Here is a 16,337-nt window from a genome sequence, read left to right as displayed (position 1 = left end):
CGTGTTGTAATATAATCCATTGTAACATTCAAGATGTAAAAAGAAACGCCTGTTCAACAGGCGTTTGATTTTCGTTAATGTTTAGAAAAACTTATTGTTTACCTGTGTGTCCAAAGCCACCAGCGCCACGTAAAGTTTCTTCAAATTCTTCTACTTGCTCAAATTCAGCTTGTACGACTGGCACTAAAACATACTGTGCCAAACGCTCACCTGGTTCTAAACGGAATGTTGTTTGACCACGGTTCCAAACCGAAACCATCAATTCACCTTGGTAATCTGAATCGATCAAACCAACTAAGTTGCCAAGCACAATACCGTGTTTATGACCTAAACCTGAACGCGGTAAAATTAAACCAGCAAAATTTACATCATGAATATAAATTGCCATACCTGTTTTAACTAAAACAGTTTGTCCTGGTTCAATATCAATTGCTTCATCGACGCAGGCACGTAAATCTAAACCCGCTGAACCTGCTGTTGCATATGAAGGTAAAGGCCATTCTTTACCTAAACGCGGATCGAGCAATTTCACTTGAACTTTCATGGGATTTCCTAAAAATTAAAAAAATTAACGCTTTAATAAAGCTTTTAAATTTGCCAGATATTGTTGAGCCTGTTCTTTAGGATCAACATTAGCCGCAATTTTCTTTTTACGCCCTAGCCACTCCAGCTCATCTTGCGGAAGTTCATCAAGGAAACGGCTAGGTGTCATCTGTTTCATCTGTCCACCATTTTTACGCTGTTCTGCCAGTGTTAACGTTAAACCTTGGCGTGCACGGGTAATTCCCACGTACATGAGACGGCGTTCTTCCTCAATGGTTTCTGCTGCAATCGAGTTTTTATGCGGTAAAAGCTCTTCTTCGAGTCCCATAATGTACACATATGGGAATTCCAAACCTTTTGCAGCATGTAGAGTCAGTAAGTTAACTTTGTCCGTATCTTCTTCTTCCTGCTGCTGTTCTAAAAGGTCAAGCAGAACCAGTTTTCGAATGACACTTTCAATATTCTTTTCATCAACGTCTTCTGCACGGTTAATGAGATTTTGAATACTGGTAAATAAATTCTCAATGTTATCGAGCTTACTTTTCTCTTGTGCAGGTGTTGCTGACTGTTCACGAACGTAATCCATATAACCCGCTTCGTTCATCATTTGACGAACTTTAGGCACAGGTTCATCGTCTTCCAAGAGTTCACGTGTAAATGTCGCAATAAAATCGGCAAACTCATGAAGTTGTGTTTCCGCCTTTTTAGGCAGCACCATGCTTAAACGCTGGTCAGCAGAAGCACCGAGTAAAGACAAATTATTTTCTTGTGAGAATAAACCTAACTTCTCAAGAGTAACTGGTCCAATTGCGCGTTTAGGCGTGTTAATAATACGCAAGAAAGCACTGTCATCTTCTGGGTTAATAATAAGACGTAAATAACTCATCACGTCTTTAATTTCTGCACGAGCGAAGAACGAAGTACCACCAGATAATTTATACGGGATTTGCATTTGGCGAAGCTGTGTTTCTAATACACGCGCCTGAAAGTTACCACGATATAAAACAGCATAATCTTTCCAGTTTTTACCGTTCATCAGCTTATGAGTAAGTAAGTCTTTGACCACGCGCTCTGCTTCATCGTCATCATTACGACACGTAATAATTCTGATGACTTCACCATGCCCTTTATCACTCCACAATTTCTTATCAAAAATATGCGGGTTATTTTGAATCACACAGTTCGCTGCTTTTAAAATACGGCTCGTTGAACGATAGTTCTGCTCAAGTTTAATAATTTGTAAATTTGGGAAATCCTGCTTAAGCAAAGCCATATTTTCAGGCTTAGCTCCACGCCACGCGTAAATCGACTGGTCATCATCACCTACCGCGGTGAACTGGCCCATTACCCCAACTAAAAGTTTCACCAAAATATACTGAGCGGTGTTGGTATCTTGATATTCATCGACCAATAAATAGCGAACACGGTTTTGCCATTTATCACGTACTTCTGCATTTTCTTGCAGTAAACGTGTTGGCATAACAATCAAGTCATCAAAATCAACAGCGTTGTAAGCACGTAAATTACGTTCATAAAGTTGGTAAAGATGGGCAAACTGTACATCTTCAGGTGTTTCACAAGTTGAATGTGCTTGCTCTGGCACGATCAGATCATTTTTCCAATCCGAAATTTTCTTCATTGCCTTAGCAATTAATTCTTTACTCTCTGCACCTGACAAATTGTCACGATGCATCAAATCCATCAAAATACGCTTACAGTCGTCTGCATCTAAAATCGAAAAATTAGCTTTTAAAGGTAAATTTTTAAGTTCTAAACGTAAAAGGTTTAAACCAAAAGTATGGAAAGTCGAAACAGATAGACCTTTTGACTCTTCACGTGACAAAAGCTTGGTCACACGCTCTTTCATTTCACGTGCGGCTTTGTTTGTGAAGGTCATCGCGGTTATACGATGCGCTGGAATACGGCAATGCTGCACCAAATAGGCAATTTTACGCGTAATTACCGATGTTTTACCTGAACCAGCGCCAGCAAGCACCAATAAAGGGCCCTGAGTATATTTCATGGCTTCTTCTTGCTTGTTGTTCAATTGACTGGCAGATGACATCGTGTATTACCTCTTAATTTTTCGAGCATGATTATAGTCATCTCTGTTTTAGAATCCCAATAGTAAATCTATGGATATGTATAAATGATGTCTAATAATGCAATTTATGCGCCGCAGAATGTCGTGATTATTTCTTGTACTACCCCCATAAAAAAACCACCCGAAGGTGGTTTTTGAAACAATAAACTAAATCTTATTGTTTAGCATAAATGCTGATTTCTACACGACGGTTTTGTTCACGGCCAGATGCAGTTGAGTTATCTGCGATTGGGTTAGATGAACCAAAACCTTGCGCGTCGATACGGCTAGCAGATACGCCTTGGCTAGCTAAATAACTACGTACTGATTGAGCGCGTGCTTGTGATAATGGAATGTTAATTGAATCATTACCAGTGTTATCAGTATAACCTGTTACAAGAATTGCACTCTTATTATCTTCAGCCAAAGTTTGAGCAACTTTGTTTAAAGTTGAGTAGAAGTTTGGCTTGATGTTTGATTTATTTGTATCAAAAGTAATGCTACCAGGCATAATTAATTGAACAGAACCATCTGGATTACGACCAACGTCTACACCAGTACCCGCCATTTGTTGACGTAATTTTTTCTCTTTTTGGTCAAGGTATAAACCACTAGCACCACCTAAAACTGCACCAATTGCTGCAGCACGGTTGTTTTGACGGCTAGAGTTTGCACTTGATTTAGAAATACCGTAACCAGCTGCTGCGCCGATTAATGTACCTAATGCGGCTTTATCGTATTCAACGCCACCAAGGTTGTTACCTGTTGTTTGACAACCAGAAAGTACTACTGCTGCCCCTACCACTGTTGAAATAACTAATGCACGCATTGCATGCCTCCTCACTTTGAGTGTTTTGTTGTTGAGTGAATAATGAAACAAAAAGGAAGTATAAAACATTGATATTTTGTTAATAATAAACACTTTAGTTATGTTTTTGTAATATTTTGATGCACTTTAAGATGCTAGCTCATCACAATTTCTTCATTGTTGTCTAAGATATCGTTGTATTTCATATTATGACAGTTATAGTTGAACAACTTTTCTATGGATTTTAGACATTCGGGGTCATTCATATGTCAACTGCACCCAATAAGCAATCTGCGCTAAAAAAAATTACACGTGGACTCACTGTAGGTACAGTCATTACAGGAAGTACATTTTTTCATGGTCCACCTGTTCTTGCACTAGGTCTGACCAAGCTTTTAAAAAAATCATCTAAAATAGATGAAACCAATATTCAAATTACAAATAGCTGGTTAGGGGTAAATAATTGGTTAATTGACCATGTGTTACCAAATCTAAAATGGGATATCACGATTGATGAGGGACTTGACCTAAATATGCAAGGTCGTTATCTCATGACGTGTAACCACCAAAGTTGGGTTGATACGACGGTGAATCAATATTTTGGTTTAACCCGTATGCCACTCACCCGCTTTTTTACCAAATGGGAACTCATCTTTATTCCTTTCGTTGGGCAAGCTTTTAAAATTCTTGGCTTCCCGATGATGAAACGTCACACAAAAGAACAGGTTGCAAAGAATCCTGAGCTCAAAGACCGTGACATAATGGAAGCACGTAAAGCCTGCGAGCAGCTTTTAAGTCAGCCCTTCACATTATTGAATTATTTAGAAGGTACCCGTTTTACTCAAGAAAAACATGACCAGCAAAAATCGCCATATAAGCATTTGCTTAAACCAAAAGCAGGTGGCTTGGCACTTGCCTTGAATATTTTGGGTGACAAAATTGATGCCTTAGTTGATATGACAATTGTCTATCCGAATGGCGTTCCAGGATATAGCGATTTCTGGCTCGGTGATGTTTCAAGAATTGCAGTAAATTTGCGTAAAATTGAAATTCCAGATTGGGTTCTTGGTGGAAACTATGAAGACGATGCGGTTTATCGTGAACGTTTCCAACAATGGGTGCATGAAATCTGGACCGAAAAAGATCAACTTATTGAGCAAATGAAATCTCAATATACCTCTACGAATATTTAAGAAAGCATCCGTTATTATGCAAAACAGCGCTGGGAAAAAAACGAAATATCATCATGTAGATCCAAACAGCCTTTCGTTTAAGCTGTTTTTGATCTATGACATCTTTATGGTGTTTATTATTATTTTTAACCTGTTCTGTCTTGCTACAAATTTCTTTTTAATGAGCAGTATTGGGGCATGGTTCTTTGAACACATTCATTTGCCCCAGATACTGAGCTTTTACCGTAATTCACTGCACCCATGGGTAATCACATCGGAAGCTTGGTTTATTGGTTTTTTAATTGTTGAGCTGCTCGTGCGCTGGAGCATTGCGATCATCAATAAACACCATAAACGTTGGTTCTTTTTCCCTTTTATTCACTGGTATGAAATTTTAGCCATTATTCCTCAGCTTCGTTTTCTACGTTTGTTCCGAGCTGGAATTATTGCTTATCGTTTACACGAAATGGGCTATCGAGTTATTCCGGAAAGCTGGAGAAAGACTGGATTATTTTACTATCGCGTTGTCATGGAAGAACTTTCCGATCGTGTTGTTATTACCGTGATTGATGGCATTAGATATGAACTTCAAACCAGTTCTAGCCATAAACAGATTATTCACGACTTAGTTAATCATCATCGTGAGCAATTTACTGCTACCCTAACAGCATTATTACAAGAGTCTTTAGCGACTGCTTTAAAAGAACAAAAACCGGCAATAACAAAAGGTGTTGGGAAAATTGTAGATCAGGCCATAGTAGACACACCTGAGCTGACCCAATTATTACGCTTAATTCCTTTAGTCGGTGGTCGTATTGAACAGCAAATTCAGAGTATTGGCCAAAGATTAGGTGAAAATATTAGTGCAGGTTTAATTGAACCTTTAATTGAGGGTTCACCAAACAGTCCGAATCCTACTTATCAATTAATTTCTCAAAAAGTGAGTGAAATAAATATTAATAATCGTCAGCTTGAGCAATTGGTTGAATCAGTCGTATTCGAGACACTGGAGTCTGTACGAAAACAGGTCAAGGTCAAACAATGGCAACAAACGCTTGCGGAGTATGATCGAATCAAAGAATAAGCATTTACTTAATTTTTTATTAAACACGCTAGAGAATTGGCACGATTTGTTCTAGCATTTGCTCTATTTACAATAAACTTAACGATATTACAGCTCGTTTTAACGCCTTGAAGGAAGACTTATGGCTGATATCCGGATTACCGGCAGAATGGTTAACTTTAGCAGGATAACCTTCGATACCAATGATCATGATGTGATCCGCCAGCAATTATCAAATATATTAAATGAAGGTTCCTATCAAGGAACTTTAGTCATTATTGATAGTACGGTTGAGCAAGAGTTAATTGCATTAATTCAACTTCTGGTGAGCTTGGGTCTACAGCCTATGGCGGTAATCGATGGTATTTTAGGAGATGAAGCTCGCGCTATTCAATTCCCTGTTTTACCGGCAGATCAACCATTACAGCGTATTAAAGCCACAACAGAACAAGTCGCAATTGTAGAAAAACCTGCTACCGCTCCTGCATCGTCTTCAGCAGAAACAAAAAAACCACTAAACAAGATAGCGGTTGCTCATATTACCTCTTATCATGATGAAATTTTGCGTACAGGCCAATCCCTTGTACAAGATAACGGCGATATTATTTTAAAGGCTGGCATGAATAGTGGTTCCGAGGTGATCGCTTCAGGAAATATACATATTTATGGCACAGTTCGTGGTAGAGTCATTGCTGGTGCGGGCGGGCACGCAGCTGCACGCATTTTTTGCCAATCTTTAGAGGCTGAGCTCGTTTCTATTGCCGGAACGTATTGTGTCGCAGATGATATCCCTAAACATGTGGTAAAAAAGCCAGTACATATTTATTTAAATGAAAAGCAAGAGCTTGAATTCGAAGCGATTGAACTTTAGTTTATTAAGCAAATCACCAAAAAACAGCCCTTTTAAGGGTGAATGACCATAATAGGAGTGGATTCGGTGGCCAAAATTGTTGTCGTAACATCAGGCAAAGGTGGTGTAGGTAAAACTACAACGAGCGCATCTTTTGCAACAGGTTTAGCCCTTCGTGGTCATAAAACTGTTGTGATTGATTTTGATGTAGGCTTACGTAACCTTGATTTAATTATGGGTTGTGAGCGTCGTGTTGTTTATGATTTTGTCAATGTTATTAACAACGAAGCACGTCTGCAGCAAGCCCTTATTCGCGATAAAGATATCGAAAACCTTTATATTTTACCGGCTTCACAAACACGTGATAAAGATGCGTTGAGCGACGATGGTGTTGCTCGTGTTATTGATGAGCTATCTCAAGAATTTGATTACATCATTTGTGACTCACCTGCTGGTATTGAACGTGGTGCGATTTTAGCCATGTATCATGCAGATGAAGCAATCATTGTAACAAACCCTGAAATCTCTTCAGTACGTGACTCTGACCGTATTATTGGTATGTTAGATAGCAAAACCAAAAAAGTTGAACAAAACGAAGGACGTATACGTAAACATTTATGTATTACACGCTTCAACCCTGAACGCGCAGACCGTCAGGAAATGCTGACCATTGATGATATTTCTAAAGATATTTTACGCGTACCGACATTAGGCGTTATTCCTGAATGTCCAAGTGTATTACAAGCATCAAACGAAGGTAAGCCAGTAATTCTGTATTCAGAAACTAAAGCTGGTCAGGGTTATGATGATTTGGTTGCTCGCTTTCTTGGTGAAGACCGTCCTTATAGACACATCACAGCTCAACCTAAAGGCTGGTTAGCACGACTATTTGGAGCGTAGATATGGCAGGATTCTGGAGTAAATTATTTAGCAGTGAAGAAAAACCATCAAGTGCTCAAACTGCCAAAGATCGTTTGAAAGTTATTGTTGCTTCTGAACAAGGTTTAGGCCGCCGTTTAAGCCAAGACAAGATTGATCAGATGAAGAAAGAAATCATGCAAGTGGTTAGTCGTTATGTCAGCGGTGTAGGTGAACAGCATATCCAAATGCAGGTTCGGTCTGAAGCTAATATCGAAATGTTAGAAATGAATATCAATTTACCTGAAGAACGATAATTCTATTTCTGACTATTCAATAAAACAGAATCAAGGCAAAATAACGCAAGTTATTTTGCCTTTTTTAAAACTGAGGAGATTGTCATGGCATTATCACAGCCAGCAACTTTCAATGAAGAATGGTCCGATGAGCGTGTTTTTGCCTACCTCAACCAACTTCCGCCAGCGGGTGTGAACGCAGATTTTCATGTGCTCTACCATGCATTCAAACATATGCGTCCAACAGACTATGAACGTCTTTTGACTCAATTTATTGCGGACGGACGCGATATTAATGCCAAAGACCCTGAAGGCCAACGCATCCATGATGTGATTGCCAAATTTCCGCGTCAATCAGCACCATTTTTAGAAGTTCTAGCAAAGTTTGCTTAAGCTTTTTTTATTTGAATAAGGCTGCATAATGTATCTTAGTAAAACTTAGTAGATAGATTATGTGGTTTATTCAAATATCTAAATTATTTACTTTTATAAAAAATAATCTTAAAGTCATCAGCACTATTTCATTCCAAATATAAATTCATGAATCCAGAACCTATTAATTTAAATCAAACACAATCAAATCATATAGAAAATTTAAAAATTATTAGTGTTAATAAGTTTATCTTTCTATCCTTAATTTCCTTTGGCTTATACCCAATTTGGTGGATGTTTAAAGCATGGCGATTTTTTCTAATCAAAGATAAGTTAAATATTATGCCCGCTGCTCGTGCAATTTTTTCTATATTCTTTTTATATTCACTATTTAATCACATAAAAAACTACGCAAAAGAACAAGGGTATATTAATAATTTCTCTTCAGGTTGGATGTATCTAGGATATCTCATTACATCTTTACTGGTTCGCCTACCTGATCCTTATTGGCTCATCTCTCTTTGTGACATTATATTTTTAATACCCGCATTTAAAGCATTAAACTATGCACAAAAACAAATAGAAACAACAATTGAGCAAGAAAAATTCACTACACCTCAAATCATTTTAATTACTATAGGTTCTATCATGTGGCTACTGATTCTTATCAGTTTTGTCATATGACTCCTATATAAATGATCTAGAATTTAGTAATTTAAAAAGCCTCTTCAAGAGGCTTTTTTCTTATCTCAATTTATCGATTACCAATGAGGAAAATACCAAATACGGTAAAAATACCACCTGAAATACCATCAATCCATTTTGAAAAATTACGATAAGCTGATCTAAAACTTGGTAATGAAAAAATAAAGGTCACAAAGCAGAACCATAAAATTGTTTCGACTGTGACAATAATAAAGAGCAACCAATGAACCTGATCAAGTTGAGGATTGGCTAAAAATAAAGAAAACACACTACCAAAATAAATAACAGCTTTAGGATTTGATAGATTGGTTATCAGGCCTTTAATAAAAAACAGGTAAGGTGCTTTTGGTAGCTCTACAGCAACATTATCTTCTTGCTGATTTTTTGAAAATGCCGAACGCAACATCTGATAGCCTAACCAACATAAATATAAGCCACCGGCGATGAGTAAACCTTGCTTTAACCAAGCCATTTTTTCAAAAATAAGATTTAATCCCATCAGTGCCAAACAAGCCCAAAACATAACGCCTGCTGTGATACCACCCACCACTAACATAGCGTCTTTACGTGATCGACTAATCGCTGTTTGAGATACAAGAAAAAAATCAGGTCCTGGAGTAATAAGTGCACAAAAATGGATAAAAGCTAACGTAATTAACGCGACTAACATGTTTTCCTCCAGATTTAATTCGTTGTTATTTATTTAGGAAAAATACATTAGCATTTTTTACTATACGTTAAAATCTTTAAGTCATTTTATAAATAGATTCAGTTTATTCAAATTATAAAAAAAGCCTCCGGAGAGGCTTTTTTTAGGGGTAAGTTTTTAAACTAAAATATCTCGCTTACCATTAGGTCCCATTGCGCTCACAATGCCGTTCTCTTCCATTTGATCAATGATACGGGCAGCACGGTTATAACCAAGGCTAAATTTACGCTGTAGTGACGATGTAGAAGCTTTACGAGTTTCTAAAACAAATGACACACATTGATCATAAAGTGCATCACGGTCAGAACCACCCTCACCCTCTTCAAAACCACGTGAAGTTGGTTCTTCGTCGAATGGAGTCAAGATTTCGTCGACATAATCCGGCTCACCACGTTCACGCCATGCATCACAGATACGGTTAACTTCATCATCACTAATGAATGCACCATGCACACGCTCAGGTTCGATTTTACCCGGCCCCAAGAACAGCATATCACCATGACCGAGCAAATCTTCTGCCCCACCTGCATCCAAAATAGTACGCGAGTCAATTTTACTGTTTACACGTAATGCGACACGCGTTGGAATATTGGCTTTAATCAAACCGGTAATGACATCAACAGATGGACGTTGAGTTGCAAGCAATAGGTGAATACCCGCAGCACGAGATTTTTGCGCTAAACGCGTAATCATTTCTTCTGCTTTTTTACCCACCTGCATAATCATGTCGGCAAACTCATCCGCCACAATCACAATAGATGGTAATGGTGTTAAACGAGGTGCACGTTCTTGTGTCGCCGAATCACTTGGTTTCCAAGTTGGGTCAATTAGATCTTCCCCATTCGCAATTGATTCTTCAACTTTACGGTTGTAGTCACTTAATTTACGAATCTTAAGAAATGACATCAGCTTATAACGACGTTCCATTTCATTCACACACCAGTTCAATGCGCTTACTGCATCTTTCATGTCAGTAACAACTGGAGTTAATAAATGCGGAATATCATTATAGTTGGCAAGTTCAAGCTGTTTTGGATCGATTAAAATCAATCGCAACTGGTCAGGTGTATATTTAAGCAACATCGATAAAATCATCGAGTTTACCGCAACCGATTTACCAGAACCCGTTGTACCAGCAACTAGCATGTGTGGAGCTTTGGCTAAATCAGTTAATACTGGATTACCTGAAATATCTTTACCCATCGCCATACTGATTAATGCACTTGGATCGCGATATGTTGGCGTTTCCAATAGCTCAATCAAACGCACCATTTCACGGGCACTGTTTGGTACTTCAATACCAATATATGGTTTACCAGGAATGACTTCCACTACACGAACAGATGCCATCGACATTGAACGGGCTAAGTCACGCGAAATATTGGTTACCTTAGATGCTTTAACACCTGGTGCCAAATCTAACTCAAAACGGGTAACTACCGGTCCTGGTTGAGCTTCAACCACTTGAGCCTTAACATTAAATTCTTGTAACTTAATTTCAAGTAATTCAGATAAGCGCGAAAGCTGCTCTTCAGTGAAGTTAACTTTCTTATTTGGATCAACCTTATCAAGTAGATCCAGACCTGGCAAAGTTGGCAAATCCAAACGCTTCTTAGCAACCTGCATTGCACGAGACATTGGTCGACCAGCTGCATCTGTTAATGGCGCATCTAAATCGAAATAATCTTCATCAATATCAAGATTTTCTTGAGGTTTCCCAGCAGTTTCCTGCCATGCCTCAATAAACTCTTCTTTTGAAAGTTTATCGGCTTGAATACTGGTTTGAATTGGAGCTTTTACAAATGCTGAAGATTGCGCATAACTACTTGCTCTGACAGGTTCAGCAGGTGCAATATCTTCATCTATTAATAAATCATCAAAGTCTTCAAAAACTTGTTCATTTGCTAAATTTTTAGGTGACTGATTTAAATTTGATAAAGGTGAAGATGTTTCATTCGCAATATTCACAGATTGCGAAGTTGGTTCTACTTCTACATGTTGATCTTGAACAAATGGTGTATGCACATCTGTTGCAGTTTTACTGTTTGGAACCGCAGCAAGCAACTCATCAAAAATTTCATCATCATTCCAGTCAAGACCATGTAGGTCTTGTTTAACTGTAGGTTGAGTTTGATGAACTTGTGAAATAGTTTGCTGGAATTGATCATGAGCAGGAGCTTGGTCTGTTGAATCATCAGCTGCTCTTAAAAGTGCATCAATTTCTTGCTTATGGCTCGCATCATCACGTTGTAAAGCACGCCATACTTCACCCGTAGCCACTAAACGTTGGCTATCTTTTTCAAGCTTATGGGCTTGCTCAAGCGTATGTTCAAAGTTTTGAGTATTTGCAACTGGCTCAACTGCTACAGGTTCAGGACGACTCTGCTCTTTCGCTAATACATCAGCAAATAATCTTTCAGCAACCGCATCATGTCGTGTTGCTGTAAGTTGTGACTGAGTAGCTTCAGATTGAACTGGCACTTCTTTTTCACCTGAAGCATTGGCTTCAGTGTTTTGTGCAACTTTAACTGCCGCTGCTTTGTTAGCAGGCTGAGTTGTTAAGTCATAATCAGATTCGTTTGGTGATACGTTTTTATAAAATAAATCTTGTAAATAGCTTGGTGTCGCTTTGAGCGTAACCCATGTTTTGCTCCATTGCACCCCAAATGCAAGAGTAAACAAAACTACTCCGAAAACGAGTAAGAATAAAGTCGCACCGTAAATTGTTAGCAATTGAGATAGGCTTTGACCTAACTCATAACCAATAATTCCCCCAGCCGCATTATCTAAAGTATCTGCCGGCACATTCCAATGTAAATAAAGCAGGCTAGACACAACCAAAATTAAAAAGAATTGTGCAGCATAACGAAATGGGCGGTTTAAAAAACTACGTGGCCACCACACCTGTATTGCTTCAATAAAAAGGAAAATTGGAATAAGCAAACTTGCCCATCCTAAAAAACCAAACAGCAAATCTGCAATCCATGCGCCAGCAATACCACTTGCATTGGATACTTGCTGAGTATCACTGGAAATATGCATCCAGCCCGGATCAAATGGTGTATATGTTACTGTTGCCAGAAACATATAAATCCCAAAAGAAACCAAGAATAATGTCATCAATAAGCGCTGTGCATAAACACTCGACACCGCAGTCATATACTGTCCTGTAACCCATTTAATTATTGGTTTAGAGATGTGAAGAACTACATTCTAGATCTTCAACGAATGAACTTTATATTATGCACTTGTTCTTACAAAAAAGGTGCATGATTCTTTACAGTTGTTGTTAACATGAGGCACTTCTATATTGTTATATAACTTAATTCGATTGACCTGATCAATATTATCCACATTGATTTAACGCTATTGATCGGCAATTTCACGTATAATTTTCAAAATTCTCGAAATAAATAAGGATACCCTCAATGAGTGCTCGTCATTCTCGGTTAATTATTCTCGGTTCTGGCCCTGCGGGCTATAGTGCAGCTGTCTATGCAGCGCGTGCAAACCTTAAACCTACTTTGATTGCAGGTTTACAACTAGGTGGGCAACTTACAACAACAACCGAAGTTGACAACTGGCCGGGCGATCCTGAAGGTTTAACAGGTCCTGCATTAATGGATCGTATGCAAGCACATGCTGAACGCTTTGGTACAGAACTCGTCTATGACCATATTAACGAAGTGGATTTAAACGTACGTCCTTTTGTTCTAAAAGGTGATATGGAAGAGTACACATGTGATGCTTTGATTATTGCAACTGGTGCTACAGCTCAATATCTTGGCCTAGAGTCTGAACAAAACTTTATGGGACAAGGCGTAAGCGCATGTGCAACATGTGATGGTTTCTTCTACAAAAACCAAAAAGTAATGGTTGTAGGTGGTGGTAACACTGCTGTTGAAGAAGCGCTTTATTTATCAAATATTGCTTCACATGTAACGCTAGTACACCGCCGTGATAGCTTACGTTCTGAAAAGATTTTGCAAGATCACTTATTTGCCAAAGAAAAAGAAGGCAAAATCAGCATTATCTGGAATCACGAAGTTGAAGAAGTATTGGGTGACAATACTGGCGTAACAAGTGTTCGCCTTAAATCAACTCAAGATGACTCTAAGCAAGATGTAGAGGTTCATGGTCTATTCGTTGCAATTGGCCACAAACCAAATACTGGAATGTTTGATGGTCAATTAAACCTACGTGATGGCTATATTCAAGTACAAAGTGGTACTTCGGGTAATGCAACAGCAACTTCTGTAGCTGGTGTTTTTGCTGCTGGTGACGTCGCTGACAGCATTTATCGCCAAGCGATTACTTCTGCTGGGTCAGGCTGTATGGCTGCTCTAGATGCTGAAAAATATCTAGATAATCTCGGTTAATTTAATCGATGCAACAAAAGACATCCAATAAACAATTGGGTGTCTTTTTTTATGTTTTACGATGTTTATCTCTTCATATTTTCAAAATGGTCTAAATGTGTAAAACGTCCTGACCTCGTCTGATATTGGTCAATCTGAGGAACTAACCGTTGAAAGTGCTCAGACTGAACATGTCGATCTAATGCTGCCCGATCTACCCATTCCTCAATAAAAACAAAATGTCCTAAATTTTTTATATCATGATATAAATCATACGCGACACATCCTTCTTCACATCTCGTTTTATCAACAAGCTCTTGATAAAGTGGTAAAACCAAATCAATTTTCTTAATATCAATAAAATCTTCTGCAATAAGTTTTAGCATCACGCAAACCTTTTCTATTCGTTCATGCATGCTAAAGTTGAACAATAAAAATTGTCAATGAAGCTTAGTTACGTTAATTTTAAACCATTCCATTTCATTTTATCTTCTATGCAGAAACTTCCACTCTCTCAATTCATTTTCCCAGACCCTATTGAAGCCGACCCAGACGGTCATGGTTTAATTTGTATTGGAGCTGATCTCTCCCCTTCTACCCTATATGAAGCATATACCCACGGATTATTTCCGTGGTTCAATGAAGATGAACCCATTTGTTGGTGGAGCCCAGAACCTCGTTGCGTGATCTACCCTCAAAACTATAAACCAAGTAAATCACTCATTCGGAACATGAAAAAGTACGATTACACCATTACGGTTAATCATGCCTTCGAAGAAGTTATTCGCTCATGTTCTCTACCAAGGAGTTATGCAGATGAAACTTGGATTAGCGAAGATATTATTCAGGGCTATTGTGAGATGTTTAATGCTGGCTATGGATATAGTGTGGAAGTCTGGGAGCAAAACGAACTTGTCGGAGGTCTATACGGCATTACGATTGGCAAAGGATGCTTCGGTGAATCAATGTTTAGTAATGAAACTGATGTTTCTAAAATGGCTTTTTATACATTAATGCTGATTGGACAAGAAAATCAGCTCCCTTGGGTCGACTGCCAGCTTGTAAATAGTCACTTAATTAGCTTGGGAGCCTGTACACTTTCTCGTCAAGACTACTTAAAATCGTTACAAGATGTAATTATTCACCCCTCTATCAATTGGAAAAAGTATCAAGAACGTGTATTTTCAAGTAAAACAATAGCGTTAGATGCAAAATTAATGGAATGATAACAGGAGGGACCAATCATGAAATCATATCACCCGAAGTCCCTTTTAAATGATCTGCAGTATTATATTACTCCACCTCATGATTGCAGCTACTTAGAAAATAAATCTGCACGTATGGTGTTTTTAGACCCCATCCATCGAATTGATGTGGTCACTCTTTCAGAACTTTCTCGTTTAGGCTTTCGCCGTAGTGGTGACTTTGTTTATCGCCCTGAATGTCACTTATGTCGACAATGTTTATCTTGTCGTGTTCCAGTGACCGATTTCCAAATGAACAGCATGCAAAAAAAAGCATGGAAACGAAATCAAGATCTCACCATGACTGTTCTGCCTACGCGACAGGCAGCACAAATCCATTATGATTTATACGAACGCTATATTAATGAACGCCATGCAGATGGCGATATGTTTCCACCTAGCTTAGATCAGTTTGAAAAATTTTTAGTGCATAGTTGTACAGATAGTTTTTTTCTTGAGCTTTGGAAAGATAACCGTTTAATCAGTGTGTCTACCTGCGATCTAATGGATGATGGACTGTCTGCGGTCTATACGTTCTTTGATCCAGACGAGCATCGCAGATCACTTGGTGTGTATTCTATTTTGAACCAAATCGAATATGTGAAATCGCTCGGTTTAGAGTACCTTTATTTAGGCTATTGGGTACCGCACTCAGCCAAAATGAACTATAAATCGCAATATACACCTTTAGAACTTCTACTCGATGGACAATGGCGCCGTTTAAACCGATCATTGTCACCAGAAGAAATTCAACAGTTAGGTACGTCGCTTATGACAACGTTACCTTCTGAATGGAACAATTTAATCATTAAATAAAGATGCGAAATCATCTGTGCAGGTTTTTACCATAATGACTGCGTGTTCCCGCCCGCCTTCTTGAGTAGGATAATAATTGCGGCGCAGGTCAATTTGGTGAAAGCCTGTTTTTTCGTATAAACCGATAGCAGCTTTATTACTTTCACGAACTTCTAAAAAGATTTGCACTGGGTGATTTTTTAATTGATCAATTGATGCATTTAATAATTCATATCCTAAGCCCTGCCCTTGCATTTTAGGATCAATTGCCATGAGCAATAAATTCGCTTCATCTAAAACAGGCTGTAAAATACAAAAACCCACCACTCTGTTTTGTGACTCAATCACTGTGCATTGATAAGAATTCAAAGATTCAATAAATTGCTGTCTTGACCATGGGTGTGTTTGCACTGATTTTTCGATTTGTACAACAATATCAACATCAGTGTTTTGCATAATACGAATCATGGGGTTCAGCACA

At 38.4% G+C, this 16,337-nt stretch carries 17 protein-coding genes; 10 read left to right on the top strand and 7 right to left on the bottom strand.

The window, feature by feature from the left end:
* Positions 1 to 91: 91 nt before the first annotated feature.
* The 3 genes from dut to ACS125_RS08380 form a co-directional block, all read right to left on the bottom strand.
* Positions 92 to 544, bottom strand: a complete 453-nt coding sequence (dut, locus tag ACS125_RS08390) for a dUTP diphosphatase (RefSeq protein WP_003653255.1) — start codon at positions 542 to 544, stop codon at positions 92 to 94.
* A 24-nt stretch (positions 545 to 568) separates the two neighbouring features.
* On the bottom strand, positions 569 to 2,608 hold the full coding sequence (locus tag ACS125_RS08385; RefSeq protein ID WP_004794135.1) for a UvrD-helicase domain-containing protein: 2,040 nt from the start codon (positions 2,606 to 2,608) through the stop codon (positions 569 to 571).
* A gap of 193 nt (positions 2,609 to 2,801) precedes the next feature.
* On the bottom strand, positions 2,802 to 3,455 hold the full coding sequence (locus tag ACS125_RS08380; RefSeq protein ID WP_151767738.1) for an OmpA family protein: 654 nt from the start codon (positions 3,453 to 3,455) through the stop codon (positions 2,802 to 2,804).
* 245 nt (positions 3,456 to 3,700) lie between these two features.
* On the opposite strand from ACS125_RS08380, the gene ACS125_RS08375 reads away from it, so the two are divergent.
* From ACS125_RS08375 to ACS125_RS08345, 7 genes are all read left to right on the top strand, one after another.
* On the top strand, positions 3,701 to 4,627 hold the full coding sequence (locus ACS125_RS08375) for an acyltransferase (RefSeq protein ID WP_443271478.1): 927 nt from the start codon (positions 3,701 to 3,703) through the stop codon (positions 4,625 to 4,627).
* Positions 4,628 to 4,643: 16 nt separating this feature from the next.
* Positions 4,644 to 5,690 (top strand): preprotein translocase subunit SecA, encoded by a 1,047-nt coding sequence (locus tag ACS125_RS08370; protein ID WP_151827542.1) that lies wholly within the window; start codon positions 4,644 to 4,646, stop codon positions 5,688 to 5,690.
* A 121-nt stretch (positions 5,691 to 5,811) separates the two neighbouring features.
* A complete protein-coding gene (gene minC / locus ACS125_RS08365) occupies positions 5,812 to 6,540 on the top strand; it encodes a septum site-determining protein MinC (protein ID WP_004641649.1) in 729 nt (242 codons plus the stop codon).
* A 66-nt stretch (positions 6,541 to 6,606) separates the two neighbouring features.
* A complete protein-coding gene (gene minD / locus ACS125_RS08360) occupies positions 6,607 to 7,419 on the top strand; it encodes a septum site-determining protein MinD (RefSeq protein ID WP_004794144.1) in 813 nt (270 codons plus the stop codon).
* A gap of 2 nt (positions 7,420 to 7,421) precedes the next feature.
* Entirely contained in the window at positions 7,422 to 7,694 is a 273-nt protein-coding gene (minE, locus tag ACS125_RS08355; RefSeq protein ID WP_000896934.1) for a cell division topological specificity factor MinE, read from the top strand.
* Between the two features lie 84 nt (positions 7,695 to 7,778).
* Positions 7,779 to 8,066: a PA4642 family protein gene (locus ACS125_RS08350; protein WP_003653274.1), complete on the top strand. Its 288-nt coding sequence runs from the start codon at positions 7,779 to 7,781 to the stop codon at positions 8,064 to 8,066.
* 147 nt (positions 8,067 to 8,213) lie between these two features.
* Entirely contained in the window at positions 8,214 to 8,729 is a 516-nt protein-coding gene (locus ACS125_RS08345; RefSeq protein ID WP_238611904.1) for a hypothetical protein, read from the top strand.
* Positions 8,730 to 8,799: 70 nt separating this feature from the next.
* Here the strand turns inward: ACS125_RS08345 and rhtC are convergent, their stop codons facing one another.
* Both rhtC and ACS125_RS08335 read right to left on the bottom strand, forming a co-directional pair.
* The gene (rhtC, locus tag ACS125_RS08340) at positions 8,800 to 9,420 is read right to left on the bottom strand and encodes a threonine export protein RhtC (RefSeq protein ID WP_191899710.1); all 621 of its coding nucleotides are present in this window, start codon (positions 9,418 to 9,420) and stop codon (positions 8,800 to 8,802) included.
* Between the two features lie 156 nt (positions 9,421 to 9,576).
* Positions 9,577 to 12,618 (bottom strand): DNA translocase FtsK, encoded by a 3,042-nt coding sequence (locus ACS125_RS08335; protein ID WP_443271472.1) that lies wholly within the window; start codon positions 12,616 to 12,618, stop codon positions 9,577 to 9,579.
* A 269-nt stretch (positions 12,619 to 12,887) separates the two neighbouring features.
* Between ACS125_RS08335 and trxB the strand changes: the two genes are divergently transcribed.
* The gene (trxB, locus tag ACS125_RS08330) at positions 12,888 to 13,838 is read left to right on the top strand and encodes a thioredoxin-disulfide reductase (RefSeq protein WP_174765711.1); all 951 of its coding nucleotides are present in this window, start codon (positions 12,888 to 12,890) and stop codon (positions 13,836 to 13,838) included.
* Positions 13,839 to 13,903: 65 nt separating this feature from the next.
* On the opposite strand, the gene ACS125_RS08325 is transcribed toward trxB, so the two are convergent.
* Entirely contained in the window at positions 13,904 to 14,203 is a 300-nt protein-coding gene (locus tag ACS125_RS08325; RefSeq protein ID WP_107881033.1) for a putative quinol monooxygenase, read from the bottom strand.
* Positions 14,204 to 14,311: 108 nt separating this feature from the next.
* Here ACS125_RS08325 and aat point away from each other — a divergent pair, with 108 nt between their 5' ends.
* Entirely contained in the window at positions 14,312 to 15,043 is a 732-nt protein-coding gene (gene aat / locus ACS125_RS08320) for a leucyl/phenylalanyl-tRNA--protein transferase (RefSeq protein WP_443273942.1), read from the top strand.
* Between the two features lie 18 nt (positions 15,044 to 15,061).
* Positions 15,062 to 15,877: an arginyltransferase gene (locus ACS125_RS08315; protein WP_314371095.1), complete on the top strand. Its 816-nt coding sequence runs from the start codon at positions 15,062 to 15,064 to the stop codon at positions 15,875 to 15,877.
* Here the strand turns inward: ACS125_RS08315 and rimI are convergent.
* Positions 15,863 to 16,324, bottom strand: coding sequence for a ribosomal protein S18-alanine N-acetyltransferase (gene rimI, locus ACS125_RS08310; RefSeq protein ID WP_440203016.1), 462 nt, complete (start codon positions 16,322 to 16,324; stop codon positions 15,863 to 15,865). The two genes, ACS125_RS08315 and rimI, sit on opposite strands and share 15 nt — an antisense overlap.
* Positions 16,325 to 16,337 lie beyond the last annotated feature (13 nt).

The sequence above is a fragment of the Acinetobacter sp. PFS20 genome, from assembly GCF_052261015.1.
Classification (GTDB): Bacteria; Pseudomonadota; Gammaproteobacteria; order Pseudomonadales; family Moraxellaceae; genus Acinetobacter.
This window is presented reverse-complemented; position numbering and strand designations above follow the sequence as displayed.

Coding starts and splice junctions, on each gene's coding strand:
- minC (WP_004641649.1), top strand. CDS start 5,812: ATGGCTGATATCCGGATTACCGGCAGAATGGTTAACTTTAGCAGGATA.
- ACS125_RS08380 (WP_151767738.1), bottom strand. CDS start 3,455: ATGCGTGCATTAGTTATTTCAACAGTGGTAGGGGCAGCAGTAGTACTT.
- ACS125_RS08350 (WP_003653274.1), top strand. CDS start 7,779: ATGGCATTATCACAGCCAGCAACTTTCAATGAAGAATGGTCCGATGAG.
- trxB (WP_174765711.1), top strand. CDS start 12,888: ATGAGTGCTCGTCATTCTCGGTTAATTATTCTCGGTTCTGGCCCTGCG.
- ACS125_RS08325 (WP_107881033.1), bottom strand. CDS start 14,203: ATGCTAAAACTTATTGCAGAAGATTTTATTGATATTAAGAAAATTGAT.
- minE (WP_000896934.1), top strand. CDS start 7,422: ATGGCAGGATTCTGGAGTAAATTATTTAGCAGTGAAGAAAAACCATCA.
- ACS125_RS08385 (WP_004794135.1), bottom strand. CDS start 2,608: ATGTCATCTGCCAGTCAATTGAACAACAAGCAAGAAGAAGCCATGAAA.
- ACS125_RS08370 (WP_151827542.1), top strand. CDS start 4,644: ATGCAAAACAGCGCTGGGAAAAAAACGAAATATCATCATGTAGATCCA.
- rhtC (WP_191899710.1), bottom strand. CDS start 9,420: ATGTTAGTCGCGTTAATTACGTTAGCTTTTATCCATTTTTGTGCACTT.
- rimI (WP_440203016.1), bottom strand. CDS start 16,324: ATGATTCGTATTATGCAAAACACTGATGTTGATATTGTTGTACAAATC.
- dut (WP_003653255.1), bottom strand. CDS start 544: ATGAAAGTTCAAGTGAAATTGCTCGATCCGCGTTTAGGTAAAGAATGG.
- ACS125_RS08315 (WP_314371095.1), top strand. CDS start 15,062: ATGAAATCATATCACCCGAAGTCCCTTTTAAATGATCTGCAGTATTAT.
- ACS125_RS08375 (WP_443271478.1), top strand. CDS start 3,701: ATGTCAACTGCACCCAATAAGCAATCTGCGCTAAAAAAAATTACACGT.
- ACS125_RS08345 (WP_238611904.1), top strand. CDS start 8,214: ATGAATCCAGAACCTATTAATTTAAATCAAACACAATCAAATCATATA.
- aat (WP_443273942.1), top strand. CDS start 14,312: ATGCAGAAACTTCCACTCTCTCAATTCATTTTCCCAGACCCTATTGAA.
- ACS125_RS08335 (WP_443271472.1), bottom strand. CDS start 12,618: ATGACTGCGGTGTCGAGTGTTTATGCACAGCGCTTATTGATGACATTA.